This window comes from Kribbella steppae, assembly GCF_004342025.1.
Taxonomy (GTDB): domain Bacteria; phylum Actinomycetota; class Actinomycetes; order Propionibacteriales; family Kribbellaceae; genus Kribbella; species Kribbella steppae.
The window spans coordinates 148,041-173,915 of the sequence record NZ_SLWN01000017.1 but is presented as its reverse complement, the minus strand read 5'-3'; the positions used below and the strand labels follow the sequence as shown (position 1 = coordinate 173,915).

Here is a 25,875-nt window from a genome sequence, read left to right as displayed (position 1 = left end):
TTCATTTGCCTTGACCCTGGGGGCAAGGTTTTAGGTTCTGGGGATGAAGTTCGCGGTGAGTTACAGCACGCCGTTCTACGGGGTGGATCCGGAGAAGCTGGTCGGGTTCGCGCGGCATGCGGAGGCATGTGGGTTCGAGGGTTTGTACGTGCCGGAGCATGTGGCGTTGTATCGCGGAGCCACGCTCGGGGGTGCGGAGATGCCGACGACCTTGGAGTACGGCGATCCGCTCGACATGCTCGGGTTCGTCGCGGCAAAGACCGAGCGGCTTCTGCTCGGAACCGGTGTGTTGCTGCTGCCGTACCACCACCCCGTCGTACTGGCCAAGCGCCTGGCAACCATCGACGTCCTCTCGAAGGGCCGCATGCGCCTGCTGACCGTGGGTCTCGGCAGCCTGCCGGGTGAGGCTCGCGCGACGGGCGTCGACTTCCGGACGCGTGGCCGTCGTACCGATGAAGCAATCGACGTGCTGCGGCTGTTGTGGTCCGGCGGCGCGGACGGGGTGAGCTACTCCGGCGAGTTCTTCGAGTTCGAGGACCTCTGCAGCTTCCCCAAGCCGCTCGGCCTATTGTCGATCCACATCGGCGGCTCGAGCCGCGCGGCCGCCCGCCGGGCTGGTCTCCGCGGTGACGGCTTCTTCCCCGGAGGTGCACTGACTCCCGAGGAACGTGCAGCCCAGTGGGAGATCGCCCGTACGACGGCTGCCAGGCCGCTCGAGTACACCCGCTGGGGCTCGATCGACCTCACCCCCGAAGCCGTCGAAGCCCTCGCCGCCCAGGGCGTCACCCGCCTGGTCGTCAACGTGCCTAGTCCTGACCTCCCCGAGCAACGCGACCAACTCTCCGCCTTCGCGGAACGGCTGAAGCTCTAGGATTCGTCGGATGGTGCCCCGCAGCGTGAACCTCGGGGGGACTGGCCTGAGCGACGTCGACCCGACAATCCGCGAGTACGCCGGCCTCCGCGAGCTCTACCTGCACGAGAACCGGCTCACCGCGCTGCCCGAATGGCTGGGCGAGCTCACCGAACTGCGGATCCTCGACCTCAGCCACCAACCGCTGAAGAGCATCCCCGATTCGCTTGGCCGACTGAAGCAGCTCGAGTTCCTCTATGCGAGCGACCTGGACCTCACCGAACTGCCCGAGTCGCTCGGCGACCTGTCGTCGCTGATCTACCTCGGCGCGACGGACAACGGCCTGACCTCAGTGCCGGCCTCGCTGGGCCGGCTAGGCCAACTCGTCGAACTCCGGCTGTACGGCAACCGCCTCACCGAGCTCCCCGACGCGTACGGCGACCTGCGCACACTGCGGGAGCTTCACCTCGACCGCAACGCGATCGAGCGGCTGCCCGCGACCTTCGACCAGCTCACCGAGCTCCGCGTGGTCAGTCTTCGCTCGAACGCCGTCACCGAGTTTCCGGTCCAGCTGAGCCGCCTCCCACTCCTGCGACACCTGGACCTGCGGGCCAACCGCCTCACCCGCCTCCCCGACCTGCCCCCGAACGCCTTCCCCGCCCTGGAAAAGCTCGACCTCCGTTGGCTCGACCTCCCCGTCGTCCCCGAATGGGTCCACACCCTCGCCCATCGAGGCTGCGCCATCTACCGAACAGCCGCCTCACCCTCGGGCGACGCGTAGGCCGTACTCACGGCTTGTACGACGGCTCGGCCAGGAGCACTCGGCGTCGCGGAGCAGGACGCCGGCGGCCTGGCGTTTGCGGCCAGGCCGACGACGTACTGCTCGATCGGCTGCAAGTCAGCCGGCGGCCTGGGTGGCGGCGGTGGCGTGGAGTTGGACGGGGAGAGTCTCGACGCCGTACACGATGGAGAAGTCGCGGAAGCGGAGCTGCTCCTCCGGGACTGCCAACGCGAGGTCGGGGAATCGGTGCGCGAGAGCCGTGAAGGCGGCGCGGAGCTCCATGCGGGCGAGTTCGGCGCCGACGCAGCGGTGCATGCCGTGGCCGAAGGCGAGGTGGGCGGCGGGCGCCGCACGCTTCGGGTAGAAGTCCTCGGCGTCGAGGCCGAACACCTGCTTGTCCCGGTCGGCCCCGGACAGCGACACCGCGACCAGGTCACCCTTCTTGACCTGCTGGCCGAACAGCTCCAGGTCGTGCCGAGCGAACCGCGGGAACGCGACCTGTACGACGGTCAGATACCGCAGCAACTCCTCGACCATCGTGTCGACCGCACCCGGCTCGTTCCGGATCCGCTCGAAGTTCTCCGGGTCGCGCAGCAGCACCAGCGTGCCGAGCGCGAGCATGCTCGCCGACGTCTCGTACCCGCCGAGGAACACCCCGTCGGCCAGGCCACCCAGCTCGATGTCGTCGATCTCGTCACCCTGCGCGCGGATGATCGACCCGATCAGCCCGTCCCCGGGCTGCCGGCGCTGCTTGCGGACGATCTCGAACAGGAAGTCGCGGGACTCGCTCGCCGACCCGAACACCCCGATCCCGCCGCCGGACAGATCGAACCGGGCCGGACCGAGCGCCCGGAACCGGTCGCGATCGGACTCCTCGACGCCGAGCAGGTCGGCGATCAGCAGGAACGGCACGTTGAAGGCGAAGTCCGCGACGATGTCGACGACCGGGCCCTTGGTCTCCATCAGGTCCAGCTGGTCGTTGACGATCTTCTCGATCACCGGCTCCAGCCGGGCCAGCCGGCGCTTGGTGAACTCCGGCGTCAGCAGCTTGCGCAGCCGGGTGTGGTCCGGCGGATCGGTGAACCCCAGACCGCCGATACCCTCCGACGGCTTGTTCGGGTCCGAGCCGACCAGCGGCCGGATGTCGTTGCTGAAGTTCGCCGTGTCGGCGAGCACGGCCTTCGCCTCCGCGTGGCCGCTCACCATCCACACGTTCAGTCCGAACAGATGAGCCAGCTTGTGCACCGGCTCGGCCTCGCGCACCTGTCCCAGCGCCGGGACCGGGTCCACGCCCTCGCGGCGGAGCGGCATCGAGACCTGACGTGGGACGATCCGCATCTTCGACAGGTCGAGACCACCTTTGCGGGTGGTCCTGTTCAAGATCCGGCTGCCGACCCATCTCTTCAGGTATGTCGCAACCATGACTTCCACGCGCCCTCTCTAAAACTGCTGCCCCTAACGGCTTTCGTCAGCAAAAAACTAACGTCGCCAGGGACCAGGTCCGATGGTGTTGGCACTACTGCGGTAGTGGCGTTGGCACCACCATGGGAGGGGGCCACGGCATTGCCACCCAGACGATCCCACGACAAGGGTTCGGCTTCCACCGGAACCCACCTGTACCGTGCCCTGGACCGCGGCGCATCGTCCCTCGGGGACAGTTCAGGGAAACCCCAGCCGAAAGTCGGATGCGCCGGCCGCCGATCGTCGGCTGTCCTGAATCCATGACCAGGGCAACCAATCCCGGCAGCTCATTGGGCCAGGTTAGCCTTACCAACAGCCCCAGCCCTGCCGCACCTCACCAGATCCGTCACTCGGTGAGTCGCTCGCGCATGTCCGCGCTCTGCAGGTAGGCATCGACGTACCTGCCGTTGAAGATCCGCGCGCCGTACTGGTTCCGCTCCTGGCCCATGCCAGGCAGAAGCCGCAGTCCTCACCGGATACCAGCCGGGCCCAGTTGCCCGGCCATTCGGGCTTCACAGGTAGTGCGGTGTGACGATGCGGACGACTTCGGTGAGTTTCGACTTCACCTGGTCGCGGTGCGGGATCCGGGTCGGCAAGTTGGCACCGGGGAGCCGGGTGCCGTGGTCGACCAGGAGGTACAGGGCCCGCAGGGTGCGAAGGGTGTTGGTGACCTCGGGGGTGATGCCTTCGACGGGCGGGGTCGCCAACGCGCGGAGGACGGGGTCGAGCCAGTCGACGGCGTCGATCTCGGCGAGGTCGGCGCGGGTCATGGTGACCGCCAGGGCATAGCCGAGGCGGTCGTCCTCCAGGTCGCGCAGGACGTACGACGTGGGCGTCAGGAGCCGGCCGATACCGAGCCGGAGCATCTGCACCGGCTCGACCGCCGGATGCAGGCCGAGGGTCCCGAGCAGGTCGGCGCCGTGCGCGACCGCGTGCAGCCAGCCGAGTTTGGCGTCGTACCCGCGCAGATCCTCCTCGGCGACGTACCAGCGCTCGAACGGCGGCACCCAGCTCGGCTCGAAGACGCCGGCCGAGACGATCGAGTCGAGGATCAGCGGCGCGAACGTGCGGGTCTGGATCTCCGGATCGGCGAACCGGGTGACCATCTCGTCGCCGAGCTCGCGGAGCTGGTCGGCGGACAGGACACCACGGCCGATCCAGGTGGCGAGCACGGCGTACCCGTGGGCGTCGCGGGTCACTGGATCCGGTGATCGCAGCAGGCCGGACAACTCGGCGACGAGATCGGTGAGCGGACGATCGGTCGGGACGGCGTAGCCGTCGGCGCGCACCCGCGCCCAGTCGGTCATGCGCGGCAGGCTAAACGCTTTCCCACACAACCCGCCAGCCCTACCGGCCGGTTCCGGAACCGGTAACCGGGGTACGACGACCGGCCGCAGCCGGGCCTGGAACGGGTAACGGCCCGTGGTACACCCGGTTTCCCGGATGTTCCACGGGCCGTAGCGGCCAGGACCCCTCAGCCCGGCCGGGCCTCGCGTCCCCGGCCAGGGCCCCTCAACCTCGGCCGGGGTCGTCTTGTCAGGCGTCGCGCTTGCTTGCGGTCACCAGAGCGATGATCAGCACGCCGATCGCCCAGGCCGCGTAGTAGGCCAGCGCCCACCACGGCGACAGCGCGGTGGAGGCACCCGCCGCGTCCGCACCGGCCAGGCCCATGTCCTGCTCGCCGTTGAGGAACTGGTTCGCGTTCGTGAACGGCGTCCACTTCTGCAGGTCGTCGCCGATCTTCGGGATCAGCGGCAGCAGGCTCTCCACCAGCAGCGGCCAGAGGATCAGGATTGCGATCGCACCGGCGCTCTGCCGGATCAGGATGCCGATCGCGATCGCGAAGATCGCCGAGAGCGCGTAGACGAACGCCTGGCCGAACATCAGCCGCCACTCGGCGGAGGTGTTGATCGCCATGTCCGCGGTCGGTGCCAGCAGGTTGCCGATCGCCCACGAACCCCACGAGGCGGCCAGACCGACCACGGCGGCCAGGGTGGCGACCACGATCGTCTTGTTCAGCAGCAGGGCGGCCCGCTGCGGGACGGCCTGGAAGCTGGTCCGGATGGTGCCGAACCGGTACTCGGTGGTGACCGCCAGGGCCGCCATCACCATGATGACCATCTGCCCGAGGCCGACGCCGAACTGCGTCATCGCGGGCGTCACCTCAGCCTCCTGCGGACCGGTGGCGAAACCTGTCGCGAGCGCGGCCAGACCGATGGACAGCACGGCCGCGATGATCATGCACCACCACGGCGACCGGGTGGAGAAGAGCTTGATCCGCTCGACTTGGATCAGCGACATGTCAGTTGTCCTCCTTCGGACCCGAGACCACCTCGACGCCGGTCGGCGGCGTGAGGTTCACGTCGCCGACGTGGGCGAGCTCGTCGTGTGCGTGGTACTGGACCGAGTCGCCGGTCATCTGCATGAACGCCTGCTCCAGCGAGCCGCGCTGCAGGGTCAGCTCGTGCAGCACGATGCCGTGCGCGGCGGCCGCCTCACCGATCTGGTCTGTGGTCAGGTCGCCCTCGACGAACAGCACCTTGCCCTCCTTCTCGATGTCCTCGATCCGGGTGACCAACTGCTGTTGATGCAGTACGCCGGCCAACTGATCCAGCTGCGGGGTCCGCACCTTGACGGTAGTGCCGCTGGCCCGGTCGACGAACTCCTGAGTGGAGCTCTGCGCGATCAGCCGGCCACGGCCGATGACGATCAGCTCCTCGGCGGTCTGCGCCATCTCGGACAGCAGGTGACTGGAGACCAGGACCGTCCGGCCCTCGGCGGCCAGCCGGTGCATGAAATTCCGGATCCAGAGGATGCCCTCGGGGTCGAGGCCGTTGACCGGCTCGTCGAAGAGCAGGATCTCCGGGTCGCCGAGCACCGCCCCCGCGATGCCGAGCCGCTGGGACATACCCAGCGAGTAGGCACCGGCCCGCTTGTTCGCGACCGAGGTCAGGCCGACCATCTCCAGCGCCTTGTCGACGCTCGACTTCGGCAGCTTGTTGGACGCGGCCATCCAGGCCAGGTGGGACCGCGCCGAGCGGTTCGGGTGCACCCACTTGGCGTCCAGCAGCGCACCGATCTTGGTCAGCGGCTGGCGCAGGTCGCGGTAGTGCTGACCGTCGATCCGGACGTCGCCGGAGGTCGGAGTGTCCAGGCCCAGGATCATCCGCATGGTGGTGGACTTGCCGGCCCCGTTCGGGCCGAGGAAGCCGGTCACCTTGCCGGGTTTCACCTCGAAAGACAGGTTGTCAACGGCAACGGTTGCGCCGTATCGCTTGGTGAGGCTTTCTGCCTCGATCATCGCCGTACTCCTCGTTCGGTGGCGCGCCATTGGTCGTGGGCGGTGTCGCATTCAGTATCGAGGGCTGACCGGGCCAGATCATCGGACCCGGGGCGGATCCGGTGTGTCCACCCCTGGGTTGATTCTGCCGTCCGGGCCGATCGCGCTGCCATCGGTTAAAGCCCTGACCACAACCCCGACGATCCCCTATCCGGGCAGGAGTCCGCATCAGCCGAAAGTCGACGGCCACCAGTACTTCGGCATACCGCGGGACAAACGCTTGAAGCTGGAAGTCACCCCCGAATGGCGGCAACGTACGGTTTAACGCGAAACCGCCCGCCGATTCAGGTGCGAGCCACCGGGACGCCGTAGAGCACCAGGTTATGGCTGTAGCGGTGCGCCGAGTGGTTGTACGAGCCGATGCAGGTCACCAGCGCCAACCGAGGCTTCACAGCACCGTGGAACAGGTCGGCGGGTAAGGCTTCCTGCCGGTAGGTCCGGCGAGCCACGATTCGGTACCAGTGCACGTCTCCGTCCCCGGCTGTCACCGCAACTTTGGCGCCGACCTGCACTTGCGACAGCGCGGCGAACACCCCGCGCGCGGACCGGGCGGAGTCCACGTGGCCGGCGAGCAGCACGGTTCCACCGGCCGAGCCCGGCGCCGCACCCGCCGCCCACCAGCCCACCTCGGCCGGCGACTTCGGCATCTGCAGGCGCCTGTCGCTGCCGGTCGCGACGGGCAGCACCGGCGCTTCCACGACGCCGGGCAGCGCCAGCCGGACCGGCGGAATGGCGGCTTCCCGTTCCGCAACGGAACGGCCGGCTTGCGGAACCTCTCCGGTATCGCCGGGCGACCCTCCGAACACGAGGGCGATCCCCATTCCCAGCGCACCAAGGCCGAGGAGCCGCCGCCGCGCCCGGATGTGCTTGCCGGCGAGGAGGATCACTCCGAGGCCGAACAGCACCAATCCCGTCCGCGAGCGGATCCGCTGGGCGTCGGCGACCTGGCCACCGTCGCCGGTGGGCACCGTGATGGAGCCGGTTCCGACCCGACAGGTGCCTTTCACCATGTCCAGATGCATCTGGACCACGGGCTGGGCGCCCTTGGCCACCGACTTGACGGCAGGCTCGGTGCCTTTCGCCAGCTCGCCTTCGATCAGGGTCAGGAGCTGCTGGTGCTCCTGCCGCTGCAAGGCCAGCCAGGCGGCGTCGTACCCAGAGGTCCCGGCCTTGGCGGCGAGGGCGTCGAGCTGCTGACGCTGTGCCTGCGAAGGGATGGTGACCAGCCCGACGCCCAGTTGACTCGCGGCCTCGAGCTCCTGCGCGGCCAGCCTGCGATGGTCCCGTTCCATCAGGGCGCCGACCTGCCGCACGCACGAACTCCGGCCCTTGGTTTTAGCAGCCTGGGCGGCCTGAATGATCGTCAGATTGCTCTGGTGGGCAGCGTTGAGGTAGGCGACATCTTGTTGCGTCGTCGTCGCGTACCCCGGCTGCGCCGCTCCCAGCACTCCCGCCATGACCAGCAGCAGAAATGCCGACAAGCGGGTCGTCGCCACCCGTCGGGGAGGAGCAGAGCCCTTGTCCTGTCGCCGAGGCACCCCTACCTCCCCTGCGCTCAGACCGGCAGTCACCCTCAAGCATTCGTCGTACAGACGACAGTAGAACGGTGAACTGTCCGGGTCCATTCGTCAGGGCGGGGCGGCCGGAGGATGCGAAACGGCCCGCCGGATGACCGGCGGGCCGTTTCTGCTGCTTGCCTGGATCAGGCGGCGGCGTTCACCTCGGCCGGGGTTTCGGAGATGACCGACTCCCGACGCTTGGAGATGATCACGGCCACGGCCAGGATCACGACCGCCACGAGGGCGATACCGATCCGCAGCGGGGTGTTGGTGTCCTCGCCGATCGAGGACATCCCCACGACGGCCGGGGCGATCAGCACCGAGACCAGGTTCATCACCTTGATCAGCGGGTTGATGGCCGGACCGGCGGTGTCCTTGAACGGGTCACCGACGGTGTCACCGATGACGGTGGCCTCGTGCGCGGGCGAACCCTTGCCACCGTGGTTACCGTCCTCGACCAGCTTCTTGGCGTTGTCCCACGCGCCACCGGAGTTGGCCAGGAAGACGGCCATCAGGGTGCCGGACGCGATCGCACCGGCCAGGTAGCCGGCCAGCGCCGAGGCACCGAGGCCGAAGCCGACGGCGATCGGCGCGGTGAGCGCGAGCAGACCCGGGGTGGCCAGCTCACGCAGCGAGTCGCGGGTGCAGATGTCGACGACCTTGCCGTACTCCGGCTTGCCGGTGCCCTCCATGATCCCCGGGATGTCGCGGAACTGGCGACGGACCTCGTAGACGACCGCACCGGCGGCGCGGCCGACGGCGTTGATCGCGAGACCGGAGAACATGAACACCACGGCGGCACCGATGATGATGCCGACCAGGGTGGACGGGTCGAAGACCAGCGCGTCCGCGTTGAACGCCGCGTCGCCCGCGTCGTTCAGCACCGCGTAGATCGAGTCCGTGTAGGAACCGAACAGCGCGGTCGCGGCCAGTACGGCGGTCGCGATCGCGATGCCCTTGGTGATCGCCTTGGTGGTGTTGCCGACGGCGTCCAGCTCGGTCAGGATCTGGGCCGCCTCGCCGTCCACGTCACCGGACATCTCGGCGATGCCCTGGGCGTTGTCGGAGACCGGGCCGAAGGTGTCCATCGCGACGATGACGCCGACGGTGGTGAGCAGACCACAACCGGCCAGCGCGATCGCGAACAGTGCGACGACACCCGAGCCGCCGACCAGGAAGGCGCCGTACACGGCGGCCGCGATCACCAGTGCGGTGTAGACGGCGGACTCGAAGCCGACCGAGATACCGGACAGGATGACGGTCGCGGCACCGGTCAGCGAGGTCTTGCCGACGTCCTTGACCGGCTTGTCCTCGGTGCCGGTGAAGTAGCCGGTCAGGGCCAGGATGATCGCGGCCAGCACGATGCCGATGATCACCGACACGGTGGCGATCAGCCGCGGGTCGCCGTCGTGGGCGGCGATCGCCTCGGTGGCGCCGGTCAGGTCCCGGAAGTTGCCCGGCAGGTAGACGAACGCGGCCACCGTACAGAGCACCGCGGAGATGACCGCGGAGATGTAGAACGCCCGGTTGATCGTGCGCAGGCCGTTCTCGCCGGTGCGCGGGCGGGTCAGGAAGACGCCGATGACCGCGGTGATCGCGCCGATGGCCGGCACGATCAGCGGGAAGATCAGGCCCTGCTCGCCGAAGGCGGCCTTGCCCAGGATCAGCGATGCCACCAGCATCACGGCGTACGACTCGAACAGGTCGGCCGCCATACCGGCGCAGTCACCCACGTTGTCGCCGACGTTGTCGGCGATGGTGGCGGCGTTGCGCGGGTCGTCCTCGGGGATGTTCTGCTCGACCTTGCCGACCAGGTCGGCACCGACATCGGCGGCCTTGGTGAAGATACCGCCGCCGACACGCATGAACATGGCGAGCAGGGCGGCACCGAAACCGAAGCCCTCGAGCACGGTCGGGGCGTCACCCTTGAACAGCAGGACGACGACCGAGGCGCCGAGCAGGCCCAGACCCACGGTGGCCATGCCGACGGTGCCACCGGTGCGGAACGCGACCCGCATCGCCGGGTCGCGGCCCTCGTCGCGCGCGGCCGCGGCGACCCGCACGTTGGCGCGCGTCGCCAGCCACATGCCCATGTAGCCGATCAGGGCGGAGAAGCCCGCACCGACCAGGAAGAAGACTGATCGGAAGATCTTCAGCGTGGTCTCGTTGTCGCCGTCACTGTGCACCGGCAGCAGGAACAGCAACAGGAATGCGACCACAGCGAAGATCGACAGCGTGCGGAACTGCCGGTTCAGGTAGGCCGATGCGCCTTCCTGGACCGCCGCGGCGATCGTCTTCATGTTCTCGGTACCATCGTTCGCGGCAAGCACCTGGCCGCGGAAGACCATCGCGATGGCGATCGCGAGGATCGCGATCACTCCCACGACGACCACCACAGTGGTGTTGCTCGACGAAAGATCCACCGCTTGTGCGAGCAGCGCGGACATCCGTCCTCCTTGTAGGCAACCCTTCAGGGACTTGACGGCCCCCGTTTGCCGCAACCGAAGGGTTGGGGAAATACGACACAGCGCCAATGACTGGCGCGGTGGGTCACTCTAACGGGTATCCGACCAGACCTGACGACAGGGTGGTCTACGCCATACCCAGGGGAACAGGGAAGAACCTCACTCTTCGTAGTACTGCGGATACCTTTTCGCTTGCTCAGATCGCCGAAGCGACGTCCGGATGGATGTCGAAGACCTTGGTCAGGCCGGTGATCCGGAAGATCTTGAGCAGCCGTTCCTGGGTGCAGACCAGGGACAGGGATCCGTCGTGGGTGCGCACCCGTTTCAGTCCGCCGACGAGAACGCCGAGACCGGTGGAGTCCAGGAACTCCACGCGTTCCAGGTCGATCACCAGGTGATGGACACCTTCGTCGACGAGCGCGGCGATCTTCTCGCGAAGCTTCGGTGCGGTGTAGACGTCGATCTCCCCCGCCACCTCGATGACGGTCCGCCCGCCCTCGGCACGCGCGTTGAGCGACAGATCCACTTCGGCCTCCGATCCCGTGAACTGCTGCATTCAACCATGTACGGACCGTGAGTAGGGCCGTTGCCGAAAACTCTTTCATCTCGTTACACCGAAGTCGATCTCAGCCCCGAAAAAGCCGGGTGCATCCGCACCTGCAGTCGCCGCATGCACGAGTTCGGGCACTGTCCGAGACCGGCACTAGGCTCAGTGTCATGCGTGCAGGTGGTGAGGCGGCGACCGTGCTGAAGCGCCTTGCCGTGGGTCGTGACGACCGGCTCACCCATGTCGAGTCAGTGCCGGCCCGGGCCGGGCAGACCTGCGCCTGGCCGCGCTGGGCGCCGACCGAGGTGCTCGGTCAGCTCGCGGACGCCGGCATCATCGCGCCGTGGACCCACCAGGTCGCCACCGCGGAGGCGGCGTACGCCGGGAAGCACGTGGTGGTCGCGACCGGGACGGCCTCGGGCAAGTCGCTCGGCTACCTGTTGCCCGCCTTCGCCACGTTGAGCATCGCGCAGGCCGCCTCACCCCATCGCCGGACCGCCTCTGTTCTGTACTTGTCTCCCACGAAGGCGCTGGCGCATGACCAGCTCCGGGCCGTCTCGTCGTACACCGTGCCCGGCCTGCGGGCGACGACGCTGGACGGCGACTCGGAACGGACCGAACGCGACTGGGCTCGCGACCATGCGACGTACGTGCTGAGCAACCCGGACATGCTGCACCGCTCGGTCCTGCCGAACCACCAACGCTGGGCCCGCTTCCTGGGTTGCCTGCAGTACGTCGTGGTCGACGAGTGTCACCACTATCGCGGTGTGTTCGGCGCGCACGTGGCCGGCGTACTGCGGCGGCTCCGCCGGGTCTGTGCGCAGTACGGTGCTCATCCGATCTTCGTCTGCGCATCGGCGACGGTCGCTGAGCCGGCCGTGTCCGGTGAGCGGCTGACCGGCCTGCCCATGGTGGAGGTGATCGACGACGGCTCTCCGCGTGGCGGCATCTCCTTCGGCCTGTGGGAGCCTCCGATGACCTCACTGCGCGGTGAGAACGGAGCTCCGGTACGCCGCTCTGCCACAGCCGAGGTGGCCGACCTGCTGACCGATCTGGTGGTGACCGGGGTCAGGACGGTGGCATTCGTCCGGTCGAGGCGTGGAGCCGAGACAGTCGCCATGACAGCGCGGGAGAACCTGGCTGAGGTGGACCCTGGGCTGATCGACCAGGTGTCGGCGTACCGGGCGGGCTATCTGCCAGAGGAGCGCCGACGACTCGAGAGCATGTTGCAGAGCGGTGAGCTGACCGGAGTCGCCGCGACGAACGCGCTGGAGCTCGGCATCGACATCGCCGGCCTGGACGCCGTACTGCTGTCTGGCTGGCCTGGCACCCGCGCGTCACTGTGGCAGCAGGCCGGACGTGCTGGACGCGCCGGCGGGGACGCACTGGCCTTGCTGGTCGCACGCGACGACCCGCTGGACACCTATCTAGTGCGCCACCCGGCTGCGATCTTCGGACGTCCCGTCGAGGCGACGGTGTTCAACCCCGAGAACCCGTACATCCTGGGCCCTCAGCTCTGCGCCGCCGCCCAGGAGCTCCCACTGACTGCTGCGGACTACGAGGTCTTCGGCAGTACGACACCCACCGTCATCGCGCAGCTCGTGCGGCAGGGCCTGCTGCGGGAGCGGCCGCACGGCTGGTTCTGGACGCGGCGGGAGCGGGCTGTCGACGCCATCGACATCCGCTCGGCCGGTGGCAAGACAGTGCAGATCGTGGAGGACCAGACCGGTCGGCTGCTCGGCACAGTCGACGGCGGCTCGGCACACTCCTCGGTCCACGAGGGTGCTGTCTACGTGCACGCCGGCGAGTCCTATCTGGTCAAGACCCTCGACCTCGAGGGGTACGCCGCTGTCGTGGAGCCGGCCGCCCCCGACTACACCACGTTCGCCCGGGATGTGACGGAGATCAGCATCCTGGCGACCGAGGAGACCTGCTCCTGGGGTACGGCGGAGTTGTCGCGCGGCTGGGTCCAGGTGACGAGCCAGGTGGTGTCGTTCCAGCGCAAGCTGATCACGACTGGCGACGTACTGGACGAGCAGCCGCTCGACCTGCCCGAGCGGACACTGCGGACCAAAGCGGTCTGGTGGACCATGCCCGACACTGCCGTCGCCGCGCTCGGCCTGTCCGACGTACCAGGTGCGGCGCACGCGGCCGAGCACGCGTCGATCGGCCTGCTGCCACTCTTCGCCACCTGCGACCGGTGGGACATCGGCGGCGTCTCCACCGCCCGGCACGCCGACACCGGCAGCCTCACCGTCTTCGTGTACGACGGCCATCCGGGCGGGGCCGGTTTCGCCGAACACGGCTACGCCGCGGCGCGCGAGTGGTTGACCGCGACACGTGAGGCGATTGCACACTGTGAGTGCATGGATGGATGCCCGTCCTGCGTACAGTCGCCGAAATGTGGGAACCAGAACAACCCACTCGACAAGGGCGGCGCGGTCGCGCTGCTCACCGCACTACTCAGCAGTGAGGCCTGAACAGCCAGCCCCGGCTGGCGGAGAGGCAGCTCGCCATGGCCGTCCTCGGAATCGTCTTGATCGTCCTCGCCGTCGTGTTCGGCCTCGGGGTCTCGGTGTCGTCGTCCGCGTCCACCACGATGGAAGTCTTCGGCGTCGACTTCGGTGTGTCCGTGCCGACGGTGTTCATCCTCGGCGCACTGGCCGGGGTCACGCTGATGTCCGGGCTCTGGCTGACGAAGAAGGGACTCGGCCGCGGCTACCGCCGGCGCAAGGAGATGAAGGAACTGCGCGCACAGGCTGCGACGACCGATACCGCGCCCGCTACCGAGAGTGATGTCGACACGAAGGTGCCCGACGCCGACACGAAGGTACCCGACACCAAGGCCGCGGACACCGAAGAGCTGACCTCGGATGAACGGCTAGCACTCGAGAAGCACACCGCCACCGACCCCACTGACACCAAACAACCCCACTGAACACTCAGTTGCCCAGGGCATCAACCAGCGCCCGGATGGTCCTATAGATTGCGCTAACATCTCGATAGCACCACAGCCTCCACTCGGCGACGGCACGACGATCCTGCGGCGGGATTTCGATGCCCTGCGCAACGACTTTGCCCTGGCAGTTAGTTGCCATTGGCATCAAGTTCCGCCATCTTGCCATCACCACAGCCGAGCCTCCTGTGCCTTACTAGTTGTGGCGTCAACGTCGCGTTGAGTCACCATCGGCCTTCCGGGCCACACCGCCTCCTCACGGGGGATCGACCCGCAGCTCGCCCTTCGCGCAAGGGGTGTCGTCGCGGTTCCCGGAGCCGGGTCCGGCTGACGCGGTCGGGGTCCCGACGACCTGACGCGAGCTGCGATGGCACGACCTCTGGAGGTTGTCTTGATCATCCGTAAGTTGTTGAGCCGTACCGGCGTGACGGTTCTGGCCGTCAGCGTCGCTCTGGCCACCGCCGTACCGGCGCAGGCCGCGAACCTGGAACCGGCCCGGTCGGCACCTCCGGGCGTCGAGGTCGGCGTGGCGAAGCAGATCGCCACCCGCTCCGACACGCGGTACTGCCTCACCTTCGTCGCGGCAGCCAAGGTCCCGATGGCGGTCATGATGGCCTGCGCGCCGGGCAAGGAGGGCAAGACCCAGGAGTGGATCTACACCGAGTCCGGCCAGCTGCAGGTGGCGATGAGCAAGAGCGTCGGTGGCGCCCTTGCCGAGACCGGCGCCTGCCTGGACAGCGGTGCGGATCTGGCCAAGGTTCCGGCCAACGCGCCACTGCTGGTGCTGCCCTGCCGGGCCGGCGACGGGCAGAAGTGGAGCTACGACGAGAGCGCGGGCACGTTCGTGAACGCCGCCAGCGGACTCGCCCTGACGTCCCTGCTCGGCAAGGGGAAGGCCAAGCAGGCACAGCCGACCGGCAGCATGTCCGCGTCCGGCACACCGGTCCAGGGCTGGAGCGCGCTGCCGCTCCCGGGTCTGGACATCCTGGGTGCGGTGTTGGCACTCGTGAACGCGCTGCTGGCTTCCCTGGGCCTGGCCCTGCCACTGCCGATCGCGAACGCCGCATCCAGTCTGCTCGAGCTGGTTCGGCCGCAGACCGCGGTCCCGGACCAGATGTCGGTGCTGCCGAAGCAGATGATGCAGCTCGCTCAGCGCTGATCTCCAAGGAGGATCCTCAGCCACACAGAGGACAGCCGGCCCCGACATCGTCGGGGCCGGCTGTTTTCACTCCTTCGTGATCGACACTCCTTCAGTTGTGATTCTGGTGATCTGCTTCGGTTCGGAACCGGTGCTCGAGGTTCGACTTCCGGATCCCCGCTGCTTGCGCGTCAGCGGGAGCCTCGTGTCGCTGTCACCGTCCGCCCGTCTCGTCCCCGGCCGTCACCAGTCGGCCGGGCCTGTCACCACCAGCAGTGATGATGGCAGTGCCAGAGCAGGTCATCGAGAAGGCAAGCCAGTCCGTGCAACAGCATGTCGTCACCTCCGATCCACTGAACCGATCGGCATGGACGTTACAGCCTGCTGTCACGTTGTGTATCTAGTCAGATACGGGTTGCCACAGAACCTTGAGCACACTTTAACCCTCTCGCAATGCACCCCGCCTGATCCCAACTTGACGCGACGTCCGGATCACCGATAACTGCCCACATCCACCCCGTCACCCGCAGTACCGGGAAAGCCCTGCCCACCGTGGGAATCGCCCGTCGTACCGGGGTTTCCGGCGGTCGGCGTCGTACGACGGTGCCGACACGCGGTTGCCAACGGCATCCGGGTCGTCGCTGACAACGTTTTCTCGGGGGTTGGGTAAAAGTCTTCACATAGTCGCCAAGGAGTGCCAATCTTTGACCGGCACTCGCTGCACCGAACCTCGCAAGGAGACCCCTGATGCGATCACTGAGGCTGTACACCACTGCCGCCATCGGCGCCGCGTCCCTCGCGCTGCTCACCGGCTGCCTCGGCTCGTCCGACGCCGGCAGCGGCGACCAGGACGCGAACCGCAACGCCGACGCCAAGAAGGTCGAGCTGACGATCGGCTCGAACTCGGTCAAGGGCGGCAAGAACAGCGCCGGCGCGACGTTCACGCAGGATGTCCTGATCCCGAAGTTCGTCGCGGAGCAGAAGGGCAAGGGCGTCGACGTCACGGTCAAGTACCAGGGCGACGGCTCCGACGACGAGGTCTACAAGCAGAAGCTGTCGCTGGACCTGTCGAACAAGTCCGGCCCCGACGTGTTCAACATCGACGGCATCTGGGTCGGCGAGTTCGCCCAGGCCGGCTACATCAAGCCGCTCACCGACACCGTCGGCGACGCGAGCAAGGTGGACGACTGGGACGGCTGGAAGCAGATCCCGGACACGGTGCAGCAGCTCGGCAGCTTCGAGGGCAAGCGGTACGGCGTCCCGGGTGGAACCGACGGCCGGGTGCTCTACTTCAACAAGAAGCTGTTCCAGCAGGCCGGACTGCCGGCCGACTGGCAGCCGAAGTCGTGGGACGAGATCATCTCCGCCGGCCAGGCGCTGAAGAAGCTGTCCGGGGTCACCCCGATCCAGATCAACGCCGGTACGGCGATGGGCGAGGCGACCTCGATGCAGGGCGTGCTGCCGCTCCTGGTGGGCACCGGCACGACCGTCTACCCCGACGGCAAGTGGCTGGGCGACACCCCGAAGCTGCGCCAGGTGCTCGACTTCTACCACCAGATCTACACGACCGGCCTCGGTGACCCGGTGATGCAGCGCGAGGCGAAGGGCCGGGACAAGTCGTTCGCCCAATTCGCCGCGAACAAGATCGGCATCCTGCTCGAGGGCGACTACTTCTGGCGCAGCGTCGTCGAGCCGAAGGAAGGCGTCGCCAAGATGGCCGACCGCGACACCGCCGTCGGCTACGCGCTGATCCCGGCCGCCAGGCCGGGCGGCGGGGTCAAGGGCCAGGACTTCGTCTCGATGTCCGGCGGCGGCGCGACCGTGATCAACCCGAACACGAAGTTCCCGCAGCAGGCGTGGGAGCTGATGGAGTTCATGAACTCCGCCGAGATGGTGAAGGCGTCCCTGGACGGCGCGGCCAAGATCACCCAGCGCACCGACGTCAACAACGAGGTGCTGGCCGGTGACCCGATGCTGAACTTCGTCGCCACCAAGGTCCTGCCGATCACGCAGTACCGGCCGGGCGTGGCGGAGTACCCGCGGATCTCGGCCGCGCTGCAGCAGGCGACCGCTGACGTGGTCGGCGGCAAGACCACCGATGCCGCTGCGATGGCCTACCAGAAGGCCGTTGAGGCGGTGGCCGGCAGCAAGGACAAGGTCGCCGGCAACTGATGACGTCTGCTTCCGCACCTGTGCCGGTTGATCCGGTCCAGGAACGTGATCCGGCCGGGTCGGGTGACCCGGTCGGGTCGGGTGGCCCGGCCGGGCGCGGTCCGGCGCGGCGTGATCCGTCGGCCGGACGTGGTCCGGCGCTCGATGTCGCGGGGCTCGGTGTCGGCCGGGCCTTCGGCTTCGTCTCCCCGGCCATGCTGCTGATCGGCGCGTTCCTGGTCTTCCCCGCGCTCTGGACGATCTACATCGGTGTCACCAACTACCGGCTCACCGGAGTCGAGGCGGTGTCGCCGTCGTTCGTCGGCCTGTCCAACTACACCAAGGCGCTGAACGACGCGCTCTTCCACAACGCCCTGTGGCTGACGATGCTGTTCGTCCTCGGCTCCGCGATCATCGGCCAGAACATCCTCGGCTTCACCCTGGCCTGGGTGATGCGCCGTACGCGTCCCGCCGTACGTCGTACTGTCGAGGCCTTCGTGTTGCTGGCCTGGATCCTGCCCTCGACGGTGGTCGCGTACCTGTGGGTCGCCTTCTTCGACCGCGACGGCGGCACCCTCAACAGCATCCTCGGTACGCCGGGAACGGCCTGGCTGATCGACTACCCGATGGCGTGCCTGGTGATCTTCAACACCTGGCGCGGTACGGCGTTCTCGATGATGCTCTACTCCTCCGCACTGCAGGCGGTCCCGCCGTCGCAACTGGAGTCGGCCCGGATGGTCGGGGCGTCGGGGTGGCAGACGCTGCGGGACGTGGTGTTCCCGCACATCCGGGGTCACGTGCTCACCAACACCCTGCTGATCTCGCTGTGGACGGCGAACGACTTCTCGCCGTTCCTGCTCACCAAGGGCGGGCCGAACCACGAGTCCGAGACGGTTCCGGTCTACATCTACAACGTGGCGCTGCAGGGCGGTGAGCTCGGCTATTCGTCGGCCATCTCGTTCCTGCTCCTGATCGCGAACCTGCTGGTCTCGCTGATCTACCTCCGACTGTTGAGGAGGCGCTCGTGAGGACTCCTGCCTTCGTCGTACGGCGGATCGGCTTCTACACACTGATCTGCGCGATCACGCTGTTCTTCGCCGTACCAATGCTGTGGCTCGCGTCGGCCCCGTTCGACGCGTCCCCCGGCCTCGGCGTGCACTGGCCGGACTGGACGCTCGACAACGTCCGCAAGACGCTCGAGCACCCGTACGCGATGCACTCGATGGTGAACTCGCTCGTCATCTGCGTGACCACCGCGGTGGGCGTGACCGCGTTCGCCGCACTGGCCAGCTACGCGTTGTCGCGGGTGCGGCTCCCCGGCCGGGACGCCTTGCTGTACGGATTGTTGCTGCTGTCATCGGTCGTCACCGGGACGGCGGCGATGGTGCCGATCTTCGTGATGATGTTCCAGCTCGGCCTGATCGACTCGCGGTTCGGGGTCGCGCTGGTGATGACCGGCGGGCTGTTGCCAGCGGCAATCTTCATCCTGAAGGACTTCGTCGACGCGGTGCCGAAATCGTACGAGGAGTCGGCCCGGGTCTTCGGTGCGTCCACCGGTCAGATCCTGCGCGACGTCGTACTGCCGGTGGCACGGCCCGGAATGGCCACCATCATGGTCTGGGCGTTCGTCAACTCCTGGGGCAACTTCCTGGTGCCCTTCCTACTCATCCGGTCGATCGACCTGCAGCCCGGCGCAGTGCTGATGCAGACCCTCACCGACGAGGGTGGCAGCGTGAACCTGCAGGTGCTGCCGGTGTTCTCGCTGCTGTTCTCGATCCCGGTCGTCGTGTTGTACCTGCTGGTGAACTCGCGGTACGGGTTCCGTTTCCATGGAGGGATCAAGAGCTGATGGCCGGCATCGACATCGAAGGCCTCGCGACCGTCTACCCGAACGGCGTCCGCGCCGTCGACGGTCTGGACGTGCACGTGGAGCACGGCGAGTTCTTCGCCCTGCTCGGTCCGTCCGGGTGCGGCAAGACCACCCTGCTGCGGACGATCGCGGGTCTGGAACCGGCGTCCGAGGGAAGGGTCCGGATCGACGCCGTGGACGTCACCCGCACCGAGCCGGGCAAGCGTGGCGTGGCAATGGTCTTCCAGGACTACGCCCTGTTCCCGCACATGAACGTGTCCGAGAACATCACCTACCCCTTGAAGGTACGACGGGTTGCCATGGCCACCCGTACGGCGACAGCGGAGCGGACCGCTGGTGCACTGTCGCTGCAGGGACTGCTGGACCGCAAGCCCGGCCAACTGTCCGGCGGACAACAGCAGCGGGTCGCACTCGCCCGTGCAATCGCATCCGAGGGCAAGGTGCTGCTGCTCGACGAGCCGCTCTCCAACCTGGATGCGCGGTTGCGGCTGGAGGCACGGACGTTCCTCAAGAAGCTGCAGCGCGACCTCGGCATCACCACAGTCTTCGTCACCCACGACCAGGCCGAGGCACTCGCCCTGGCGGACCGGATCGCAGTGATGGAAGCCGGCAAGCTGCGTCAACTCGGCACCCCCCGCGAGGTCTTCGCCCGCCCCGCCAACACCTTCGTCGCCAACTTCATCGGTTCCACCCCGATGAACCTCCTCCCCGGGACGGTCTCCAACCCGAACGGCTCGAGGCGCGACTCCGATGCGGTCGGCACGGTGTCGGTGACGGGCGGATTGTTGCCTGCGACCATTTTCTCGGTTCCCAGCGGCGCCGAGGTCACCGTCGGCATACGACCCGAGTACCTCACCCTCGCCACTGGCGACGTCAGCGGACCATCCCTCCGCGGCCAGGTCGTGGTGGCGGAGAACCTCGGGACGCAGTCCCTGGTCAGTGTGGACTGCGACGGGACGCTGGTCGGCGTGACCGTGCCAGAGGAGGACGAACCAGCACCTGGCGCTCCGGTCGTGCTCACGGCCCCGGCATCGCGGGTGCTCTTGTACGACAGGGAGTCAGGCGAGCTCCTCGCCCGGCAGCCGGCCACGGTCGGCTAATGGCAGTCACGTCGTACCGCCGTCGCTGGACCCTCGACGACCGGGCGGAGTCGGTCTGGCACTCGCTGCCGGTCGACATTCCGGCCGACTGTCCCGGTCTGCTCGTCACACTGACCGTCCCGCCTGGCGAGGGCACCGTCATCGACATCGGCTGCGAGGGGGCGGCGGGGTGGCGCGGGTGGTCTGGCGGCGCACGCCGTACGTTCGCTATCACTCCTACCGCGGCGACGCCCGGGTACGTCGCCGGCGACCTCGAGCCAGGCACGTGGTGGGTCGTCATTGGCCTGCACCGGCTACCCCTCGAGGGCGCCGAGCTCATCGTCGAGGCGGTGACTGGTCCGGTCGACGCTGTGCCTGGTCTGGCGGAGTACGCCGACGCCACCGCGGCTATCGCCGTACCGCCTCGTCCCCCGCGTCGTACGCTGCCTGCGGCTCCGGGGTTGAAGTGGGTGGCTGGTGACTTCCACGCGCACTCGCTGCACTCCGACGGCTCCACACCGATCGCCAACCTCGCCGCACTCGGTGTCGCGGCCGGACTGGACGTACTCGCGATCACCGACCACAACACGGTCGCTCATCACCTCGAACTGCCTGGGCTCAGCAAGCAGTTCGGCATCGGGCTGATCCCCGGCCAAGAGGTGACGACCGAGTCCGGGCACGCGAACGCGTTCGGCGACATCGGAGTGATCGACTTCCGCCGCCCGGCCTCGACCTGGGTCTCCGAGGTCGCCAACCGCGGCGGACTGCTGTCGATCAACCACCCACTCGGCGGCGACTGCTCGTGGCGTCAACCGCTGCCTGAGCATCCGCCTCTCGCCGAGGTCTGGCATTCCAGTTGGCTCGACCACCGCTGGGGCGGCCCGATCGCCTGGTGGCAAGCCTGGGGCATGACCAGTACGACGCCGATCGGCGGCAGCGACTGGCACAACCCGACCTCGATCACCCCACCCGGCACCCCCACCACCTGGATCGCCGTCGACGCCTCAGCCGAAGGCCCCGACGAACTCCCCCTCGCTGTCCTGGAAGGCCTGTCCGCCGGCCGCACCGCGATCTCCGCCTGCTACACCGCCCCCATCCTCCTGCGCACCGGCAACGAGTTCGTCGTCCTGGACGCCCCCAACACCGTCCTCATTTCCCCCGACGGCACCCGCCGCCCCATCCGCACCTCCCACCAGACCGTTCCCGCTATCCCTGGCCCCCACATCCTGGTAACCCACACAGGCCAGTTCCTGTCGATCTGCACCTGACCGCCAAGCACCGGCTGGTTCGGCGTTTGGTCAAACCGCCACGCACCAGGTGTCGCCGAGCGATAACGGCAGCGGAACACCGCGCGCCGATCCACCGACCGTGATCATGTCGACTGTCGCCTTCGTGGGGTTGAGGATCTCGACCGCGCCCCCCGATGCAGAGCGACCGGTTCCACACCCGGTCGGACGATGCGAAGAAGCATGGGGCCTGCACTTTCAATCCGCTTTCAGAGCGTTACCATCACCCGCCACGGCGCGAAGTCCAGGCGGAGCGCCACGACCGACGGCGGCGGGTCGATCGGATTCCCAGGTGACAGGGGCAGACTGGCCTGATGACGAGTGCACGGCGCCAGGTAATCGTGGTCGACGCTGCGAACGTGATCGGCTCCCGCCCGGACGGCTGGTGGCGCGATCGCCCCGGCGCGGCCCGAAAGTTGCTGCTGAAGCTGGCCTCCCTTCAGGAACGCCTGCCAGAGACCACGGACGTGGTGGCAATTCTCGAAGGCGCCGCCCGCGCAGCGGTCACCGGCCCCGACGCCCCAGACGTCGGATCCCTCCGCGTAGTCCTCGCCGAGGGCTCCGGCGACGACACCATCGTCGCAGTCACCGCCGAGTCAGCCGCCCACGAATCCAACCCCGAAGTCACCGTAGTCACCGCCGACCGAGGCCTCCGCCAACGCATCGAACCAACTGGCGCATCAGCCGTCGGGCCCCGCTGGCTGCTGGACCAACTCGACAGCCTGTAGGCCCACCCGAACCAGAAGGCGTGACGAAGGTCTATCCGGCCGACACCGGGTCGGAGCGCAGTGTCGATCACCCCCGACCCGCCAGTCCTACATCTCCATGATCTGTGGAGTGGTTGAGGCGCGTTGCTCGGCGGGGGACGTTAGTCGAGGAGCCAGCCGTTGTGTTCGGCGATTTGGATGGCGTCGGAACGGGTGCGGGCGCCGGTCTTGCCGATAGCGGACCAGAGGCGAAGGCGGATGACGCGTTCGGAGACTTCGAGCTTGCGCGCCATCAGGGCGATCGAGCCGCCGTCGCGGGCGGCGCGCAGGGTGTCGGTCTCGTCGTCGTCGAGCGGCGTCTCGGAGTACTGCAGGTTCTCGGCGGCCAGGTTGGCGTCGACCACGCGGAGCCCGAGGTGTACCCGTCGTACGGCGTCGGCCAACTGCGGAGCCGGGCTGCCCTTGAGGGCGAACCCCTTGGCGCCGGCCTCGATGCCTCGGCGGAAGTGGATCGGGCGCCCGTACGTCGTGAGCATGACGACGCGACACTCCGGGATCGAGGTCCGCAGTCTGGTGGTGACCTTGATGCTGTCGTTCCCCGGTCCGGCGGCGTCGAGCAGGGCGACGTTCGCGCGGAGGCTTTTCGCGGCGGCCACCACGTCGTCCGAACGGTTGAGCTCGGCAACGATCTCCAGGTCGCGTTCGCGTTCCAGACCGCTTCTGAGCACGCCTCGACTGAGGATCTGGTCGTCGACCAGCAACAGCCGGATGCGGTCGGGCAAACGAGCCTCCGGGGTGACCGTCCGGGCGCCGGGGAAGTGCGTCCGGGAGGATGGGCAGTACTTCGGTTCCAGATCATGGAGTCCGCTCCCGCACCTCGTCCAGATCAACGCGGCATCTCTACCAGATTGCGACCAGATCGCGACCGCATCAGAATCACCCACGTCCGAGAGCTAGACGGGGCCCGCGCGGGCGGAGGCGGACAGGGTTGGGCGGGCGATCTCGGCCAGGTCTAGCTGGGTGGTCACCCGGATAGATACGGAATCGAGCGCGAGTTGACAGTCGGCCAGGTCGACATGGTGCGTGGCGGCTATGCGGCGGGCTGTGGTGCAGGGGTCAGGGGCGCCGGAGGCGAGGACCTGCGCGGCGCTCAAGGCTGTCAGGTCGGCGGCGGCTGCGAGTTTGTGGCGGGCTATGGAGATGGCTGACCAGAGGGTTGCCATGGCCACGGCGGTTGCTAGGAGTAGGCCCATGAAGAGGATCAGGAGGGTGCCGCTGCCGCGTTCGGTACGCGCTCGTCGGGTTGGTGTGTGGTTCATGGCGTTGTTCCCTCGGTGGCCGGTTCGGATTGGACGGTGGATTCAGCAGCGATCGGGCTCGCTGGGAGGGCGGCTAGCAGGGGTGCGCTGCGGTGCGGGGTGGCAGTGACTGTCACGTGGATGTCGGAGTCGGTGCGGCTGATGGTGATGGTTGCGTTGGCGGGAGCTGTGCGGCGGCCGATTTCTTCGGCTGTTTCAGGAGACTCGCCGCGAGCCACTGCGCGGGCCACGTCGCGGGCGGCGTCGATGCAGCGGATATTCGCCGTGACCACGCCGATCAACCAGATGCCCAGGAAGAGCAGTGTCAGCAGGACCGGGAGCGCAATGGCCACCTCGGCGGTCACCGCACCACGCTGAGCACTCATGCGCCCACGTCGACCTCTCACCGCACCACGTTGGCTGCCCGCGGTGGTGCGGTGGTTGCTTGCGGTGGTGCGTTGAACTCGTGTCGGTGGCATTGGGTCTCCTCCGGTGGTGTGTGGGTCGGTCGCGGGTGAGGGGGGTCCCGCGACCGACCCGGTCTGGTTAGAGCTGGACGCCCTCTACGCCGGCGAGCTGCAGGGCGTAGTTGATGAGTGCCTTGAGCGCGTTCACCATCGCGTCGGACTTCAGCAGGGCGACGAGGATGCCGCCGAGGCCGCAGACCGCGACGACGCTCACCGCGTACTCCGCGGTGGCTGCTCCGCGCTCGGAACGGTTGCGAAGACGGTGACGGACCGCCACCAGCGCCTTGGACATCTGATACCTCCCGATCTGCGGTCCGGCTCATCCGGACCACTCACTGACAAGGTGCCGTCGTCAGAGCCCTTTTTTTGAAGGAGTTTCGAACCTGGGGACAACTTCTCAGCGTCCTGTGGGATTTAGTTGCCTATAGCCCTTTCATCGAGACAGGTAAGGGATCAGGGCGTCGGCGATGGTGGGGACGATGGACAGGAGGACGAAGGCGGGCAGGAAGCAGAGTCCGAGTGGCAGGGCCGTGCGGGACTCGATGGCGCGCGCCCGTTGGTCGGCGGCGTGGTGGTGGGCTTGGCGGGTGTCGTCGGCCAGGTGTTCGAGGGTCTTCGACAGCGGTGCGCCCGAGCGGAGCGAGCGGTCGATGGCTCTGGCGAAGGGAGCACAGGCCGGCTCGGAGCGCAGGTGCAACCAGGCGTCCATGGGATCCGCTCCGAGCGCGAGGTGATGTGCGACCTCTGTGAACAGTTCGGCGAGTGGGCCGCGGATGGCCGTTGCGACTGTGGCTAGAGCTTGTTGTGGTGGGCGTCCGGCGCGCAGGCAGGCGGCGAGCAGATCGACCGCCAAGGGAAGGTCGCCGGCGATCTGGGCGGCGCGTTGTCTTGTGGCGGCCGGTTCCAGACGGGCTAGTGCTTTGGGGACGACATAGAGAGCAGCCCCCGCGAGCGGAACGCCCCACGGGAGTCCGAAGGCCACCAGCAAGCCAGCTGCGGCGATCCCGGCCGCCAATCTGTGCAGGCGTGGTGGACGGGCACGCGTACGGCGAGGCTGGGGCGACAGGCGGCGGAGATCCGGTCGGGCGGGTATCACCAGGTACGACGTGATGGCCGCAGCAAACGCGGCCAACGCAGCGGTCATGGGTTGGCCTCCGCTAGTCGAGTGGTCCAGTGGAGGCCGAGCGTGGTGAGACCGAGGCCGGCGAGCAGGCAGAGCCAGCCGACTGGACTCGCGGTGAGGAAGGTCAAGGGTTTGGCGCCGAGCGAGTAGCCGAGGGTGATGCCGAACACCGGCAGCAACGCGAGGATGCGGGCGGTCGAGCGCGCGCCGGCGAGGCTGGCGGCGGTCTGGCGGTGGATGGCTTCGTCGGCGCGGAGCGACTCTGCGAGGCGTTCGGTGAGGGCGGCGAACGCGGCTCCGGATTCCTCGGCGACGCGCCAGGCTGCCGAGAGTGCGCGGAGACCTCCTGCGCCGGGAGACTCTGCGGCGATCTCGAGAGCGCCAGGGACATCACCGCCGAGCTTTGCGGCGGCGTAGGCGACTTGGAAGTCGGAGCAACTTGCTGCGGCACCTTCCAAGGCGTCGATGGGTGGACGGCCGGCTGTCAGGTCAGCGGCGAGGACGTCGAGTGCCTCGATGATCTCGGCACGGCGGGCTGCGGCAGCTGTGCGTCGCCGGTGTTGGACTCGCTGAACGAGCACCAGTGAGGCGACAACGGCCAGAGCCACGGCGGAGACCAGGAACTGCGTTCCGAACACAAGGGTGATGAGAAGGGCGATTGGAACGAGCAGCAAACGATGAGGTAGGCGCGGGCGAGAGGGAGGTCGTAAGACGAGGCGGTGTAGACCGCGGCCTCGGGCGGGCAGCGCCAGAAGCAAGGTGACCAGGACCAGCACACAAGAGACCAAGGCGTAGCT

24 protein-coding genes are annotated in these 25,875 nt (G+C 67.8%); 11 read left to right on the top strand and 13 right to left on the bottom strand.

Annotated elements, in window-relative coordinates; translation table 11 throughout:
- Nucleotides 1–43: 43 nt before the first annotated feature.
- Both EV652_RS37590 and EV652_RS37585 read left to right on the top strand, forming a co-directional pair.
- Nucleotides 44–871: a TIGR03619 family F420-dependent LLM class oxidoreductase gene (locus tag EV652_RS37590; RefSeq protein WP_132214523.1), complete on the top strand. Its 828-nt coding sequence runs from the start codon at nucleotides 44–46 to the stop codon at nucleotides 869–871.
- A 10-nt stretch (nucleotides 872–881) separates the two neighbouring features.
- A complete protein-coding gene (locus tag EV652_RS37585; RefSeq protein ID WP_199238621.1) occupies nucleotides 882–1,631 on the top strand; it encodes a leucine-rich repeat domain-containing protein in 750 nt (249 codons plus the stop codon).
- Nucleotides 1,632–1,748: 117 nt separating this feature from the next.
- Here the strand turns inward: EV652_RS37585 and EV652_RS37580 are convergent, their stop codons facing one another.
- From EV652_RS37580 to EV652_RS37550, 7 genes are all read right to left on the bottom strand, one after another.
- Nucleotides 1,749–3,053 carry a cytochrome P450 gene (locus EV652_RS37580; protein WP_132214601.1) on the bottom strand — a complete coding sequence of 435 codons (1,305 nt, stop codon included), beginning with the start codon at nucleotides 3,051–3,053 and terminating at the stop codon, nucleotides 1,749–1,751.
- A 551-nt stretch (nucleotides 3,054–3,604) separates the two neighbouring features.
- On the bottom strand, nucleotides 3,605–4,399 hold the full coding sequence (locus EV652_RS37575; RefSeq protein WP_132214521.1) for a DUF2785 domain-containing protein: 795 nt from the start codon (nucleotides 4,397–4,399) through the stop codon (nucleotides 3,605–3,607).
- Nucleotides 4,400–4,628: 229 nt separating this feature from the next.
- Nucleotides 4,629–5,393 (bottom strand): ABC transporter permease, encoded by a 765-nt coding sequence (locus tag EV652_RS37570; RefSeq protein WP_132214519.1) that lies wholly within the window; start codon nucleotides 5,391–5,393, stop codon nucleotides 4,629–4,631.
- 1 nt (nucleotide 5,394) lies between these two features.
- Entirely contained in the window at nucleotides 5,395–6,393 is a 999-nt protein-coding gene (locus tag EV652_RS37565) for an ABC transporter ATP-binding protein (protein WP_132214517.1), read from the bottom strand.
- Between the two features lie 323 nt (nucleotides 6,394–6,716).
- Nucleotides 6,717–7,889 carry a DUF4142 domain-containing protein gene (locus EV652_RS37560; RefSeq protein WP_158441442.1) on the bottom strand — a complete coding sequence of 391 codons (1,173 nt, stop codon included), beginning with the start codon at nucleotides 7,887–7,889 and terminating at the stop codon, nucleotides 6,717–6,719.
- Nucleotides 7,890–8,134: 245 nt separating this feature from the next.
- Nucleotides 8,135–10,438 (bottom strand): sodium-translocating pyrophosphatase, encoded by a 2,304-nt coding sequence (locus EV652_RS37555; RefSeq protein ID WP_132214513.1) that lies wholly within the window; start codon nucleotides 10,436–10,438, stop codon nucleotides 8,135–8,137.
- A gap of 214 nt (nucleotides 10,439–10,652) precedes the next feature.
- The gene (locus EV652_RS37550) at nucleotides 10,653–11,012 is read right to left on the bottom strand and encodes an STAS domain-containing protein (RefSeq protein ID WP_439649119.1); all 360 of its coding nucleotides are present in this window, start codon (nucleotides 11,010–11,012) and stop codon (nucleotides 10,653–10,655) included.
- Between the two features lie 161 nt (nucleotides 11,013–11,173).
- Here EV652_RS37550 and EV652_RS37545 point away from each other — a divergent pair, with 161 nt between their 5' ends.
- The 9 genes from EV652_RS37545 to EV652_RS37505 all read left to right on the top strand — a co-directional run bounded on the left by EV652_RS37545 (nucleotide 11,174) and on the right by EV652_RS37505 (nucleotide 22,211).
- Nucleotides 11,174–13,483, top strand: coding sequence for a DEAD/DEAH box helicase (locus tag EV652_RS37545; protein WP_132214511.1), 2,310 nt, complete (start codon nucleotides 11,174–11,176; stop codon nucleotides 13,481–13,483).
- A 35-nt stretch (nucleotides 13,484–13,518) separates the two neighbouring features.
- Nucleotides 13,519–13,941, top strand: coding sequence for a hypothetical protein (locus tag EV652_RS37540; protein ID WP_132214509.1), 423 nt, complete (start codon nucleotides 13,519–13,521; stop codon nucleotides 13,939–13,941).
- 409 nt (nucleotides 13,942–14,350) lie between these two features.
- Nucleotides 14,351–15,118: a DNA-directed RNA polymerase subunit beta family protein gene (locus EV652_RS37535; protein WP_158441440.1), complete on the top strand. Its 768-nt coding sequence runs from the start codon at nucleotides 14,351–14,353 to the stop codon at nucleotides 15,116–15,118.
- Between the two features lie 726 nt (nucleotides 15,119–15,844).
- Nucleotides 15,845–17,269: an extracellular solute-binding protein gene (locus tag EV652_RS37530; protein ID WP_132214505.1), complete on the top strand. Its 1,425-nt coding sequence runs from the start codon at nucleotides 15,845–15,847 to the stop codon at nucleotides 17,267–17,269.
- Entirely contained in the window at nucleotides 17,269–18,276 is a 1,008-nt protein-coding gene (locus tag EV652_RS37525; RefSeq protein WP_132214503.1) for a carbohydrate ABC transporter permease, read from the top strand. Before EV652_RS37530 ends, EV652_RS37525 begins: the two co-directional genes overlap by 1 nt.
- Nucleotides 18,273–19,097 carry a carbohydrate ABC transporter permease gene (locus EV652_RS37520; protein WP_132214501.1) on the top strand — a complete coding sequence of 275 codons (825 nt, stop codon included), beginning with the start codon at nucleotides 18,273–18,275 and terminating at the stop codon, nucleotides 19,095–19,097. Before EV652_RS37525 ends, EV652_RS37520 begins: the two co-directional genes overlap by 4 nt.
- Nucleotides 19,097–20,218: an ABC transporter ATP-binding protein gene (locus EV652_RS37515; protein ID WP_132214499.1), complete on the top strand. Its 1,122-nt coding sequence runs from the start codon at nucleotides 19,097–19,099 to the stop codon at nucleotides 20,216–20,218. Before EV652_RS37520 ends, EV652_RS37515 begins: the two co-directional genes overlap by 1 nt.
- Complete coding sequence (locus tag EV652_RS37510) at nucleotides 20,218–21,465, top strand: CehA/McbA family metallohydrolase (RefSeq protein ID WP_132214497.1); 1,248 nt, start codon at nucleotides 20,218–20,220, stop codon at nucleotides 21,463–21,465. Before EV652_RS37515 ends, EV652_RS37510 begins: the two co-directional genes overlap by 1 nt.
- A gap of 332 nt (nucleotides 21,466–21,797) precedes the next feature.
- Nucleotides 21,798–22,211, top strand: coding sequence for a hypothetical protein (locus tag EV652_RS37505; protein ID WP_132214495.1), 414 nt, complete (start codon nucleotides 21,798–21,800; stop codon nucleotides 22,209–22,211).
- Nucleotides 22,212–22,351: 140 nt separating this feature from the next.
- Here the strand turns inward: EV652_RS37505 and EV652_RS37500 are convergent, their stop codons facing one another.
- The 6 genes from EV652_RS37500 to EV652_RS37475 all read right to left on the bottom strand — a co-directional run bounded on the left by EV652_RS37500 (nucleotide 22,352) and on the right by EV652_RS37475 (nucleotide 25,716).
- Entirely contained in the window at nucleotides 22,352–22,972 is a 621-nt protein-coding gene (locus tag EV652_RS37500) for a response regulator transcription factor (RefSeq protein ID WP_132214493.1), read from the bottom strand.
- Between the two features lie 171 nt (nucleotides 22,973–23,143).
- Nucleotides 23,144–23,509 (bottom strand): Rv3654c family TadE-like protein, encoded by a 366-nt coding sequence (locus EV652_RS37495; RefSeq protein ID WP_132214491.1) that lies wholly within the window; start codon nucleotides 23,507–23,509, stop codon nucleotides 23,144–23,146.
- Nucleotides 23,506–23,853, bottom strand: a complete 348-nt coding sequence (locus EV652_RS37490; RefSeq protein ID WP_158441438.1) for a TadE family type IV pilus minor pilin — start codon at nucleotides 23,851–23,853, stop codon at nucleotides 23,506–23,508. The genes EV652_RS37495 and EV652_RS37490 overlap by 4 nt, the downstream gene beginning before the upstream one ends.
- 181 nt (nucleotides 23,854–24,034) lie before the next feature.
- Entirely contained in the window at nucleotides 24,035–24,247 is a 213-nt protein-coding gene (locus EV652_RS37485; protein WP_132214487.1) for a DUF4244 domain-containing protein, read from the bottom strand.
- Between the two features lie 141 nt (nucleotides 24,248–24,388).
- Nucleotides 24,389–25,099 carry a type II secretion system F family protein gene (locus tag EV652_RS37480; protein WP_132214485.1) on the bottom strand — a complete coding sequence of 237 codons (711 nt, stop codon included), beginning with the start codon at nucleotides 25,097–25,099 and terminating at the stop codon, nucleotides 24,389–24,391.
- A complete protein-coding gene (locus EV652_RS37475; RefSeq protein ID WP_242002245.1) occupies nucleotides 25,096–25,716 on the bottom strand; it encodes a type II secretion system F family protein in 621 nt (206 codons plus the stop codon). The genes EV652_RS37480 and EV652_RS37475 overlap by 4 nt, the downstream gene beginning before the upstream one ends.
- Nucleotides 25,717–25,875 lie beyond the last annotated feature (159 nt).

Coding starts and splice junctions, on each gene's coding strand:
- EV652_RS37555 (WP_132214513.1), bottom strand. CDS start 10,438: ATGTCCGCGCTGCTCGCACAAGCGGTGGATCTTTCGTCGAGCAACACC.
- EV652_RS37495 (WP_132214491.1), bottom strand. CDS start 23,509: ATGAACCACACACCAACCCGACGAGCGCGTACCGAACGCGGCAGCGGC.
- EV652_RS37560 (WP_158441442.1), bottom strand. CDS start 7,889: ATGGCGGGAGTGCTGGGAGCGGCGCAGCCGGGGTACGCGACGACGACG.
- EV652_RS37585 (WP_199238621.1), top strand. CDS start 882: ATGGTGCCCCGCAGCGTGAACCTCGGGGGGACTGGCCTGAGCGACGTC.
- EV652_RS37485 (WP_132214487.1), bottom strand. CDS start 24,247: ATGTCCAAGGCGCTGGTGGCGGTCCGTCACCGTCTTCGCAACCGTTCC.
- EV652_RS37575 (WP_132214521.1), bottom strand. CDS start 4,399: ATGACCGACTGGGCGCGGGTGCGCGCCGACGGCTACGCCGTCCCGACC.
- EV652_RS37525 (WP_132214503.1), top strand. CDS start 17,269: ATGACGTCTGCTTCCGCACCTGTGCCGGTTGATCCGGTCCAGGAACGT.
- EV652_RS37505 (WP_132214495.1), top strand. CDS start 21,798: ATGACGAGTGCACGGCGCCAGGTAATCGTGGTCGACGCTGCGAACGTG.
- EV652_RS37480 (WP_132214485.1), bottom strand. CDS start 25,099: ATGACCGCTGCGTTGGCCGCGTTTGCTGCGGCCATCACGTCGTACCTG.
- EV652_RS37510 (WP_132214497.1), top strand. CDS start 20,218: ATGGCAGTCACGTCGTACCGCCGTCGCTGGACCCTCGACGACCGGGCG.
- EV652_RS37540 (WP_132214509.1), top strand. CDS start 13,519: ATGGCCGTCCTCGGAATCGTCTTGATCGTCCTCGCCGTCGTGTTCGGC.
- EV652_RS37565 (WP_132214517.1), bottom strand. CDS start 6,393: ATGATCGAGGCAGAAAGCCTCACCAAGCGATACGGCGCAACCGTTGCC.
- EV652_RS37580 (WP_132214601.1), bottom strand. CDS start 3,053: ATGGTTGCGACATACCTGAAGAGATGGGTCGGCAGCCGGATCTTGAAC.
- EV652_RS37590 (WP_132214523.1), top strand. CDS start 44: ATGAAGTTCGCGGTGAGTTACAGCACGCCGTTCTACGGGGTGGATCCG.
- EV652_RS37570 (WP_132214519.1), bottom strand. CDS start 5,393: ATGTCGCTGATCCAAGTCGAGCGGATCAAGCTCTTCTCCACCCGGTCG.
- EV652_RS37530 (WP_132214505.1), top strand. CDS start 15,845: ATGCGATCACTGAGGCTGTACACCACTGCCGCCATCGGCGCCGCGTCC.
- EV652_RS37545 (WP_132214511.1), top strand. CDS start 11,174: ATGCGTGCAGGTGGTGAGGCGGCGACCGTGCTGAAGCGCCTTGCCGTG.
- EV652_RS37550 (WP_439649119.1), bottom strand. CDS start 11,012: ATGCAGCAGTTCACGGGATCGGAGGCCGAAGTGGATCTGTCGCTCAAC.
- EV652_RS37515 (WP_132214499.1), top strand. CDS start 19,097: ATGGCCGGCATCGACATCGAAGGCCTCGCGACCGTCTACCCGAACGGC.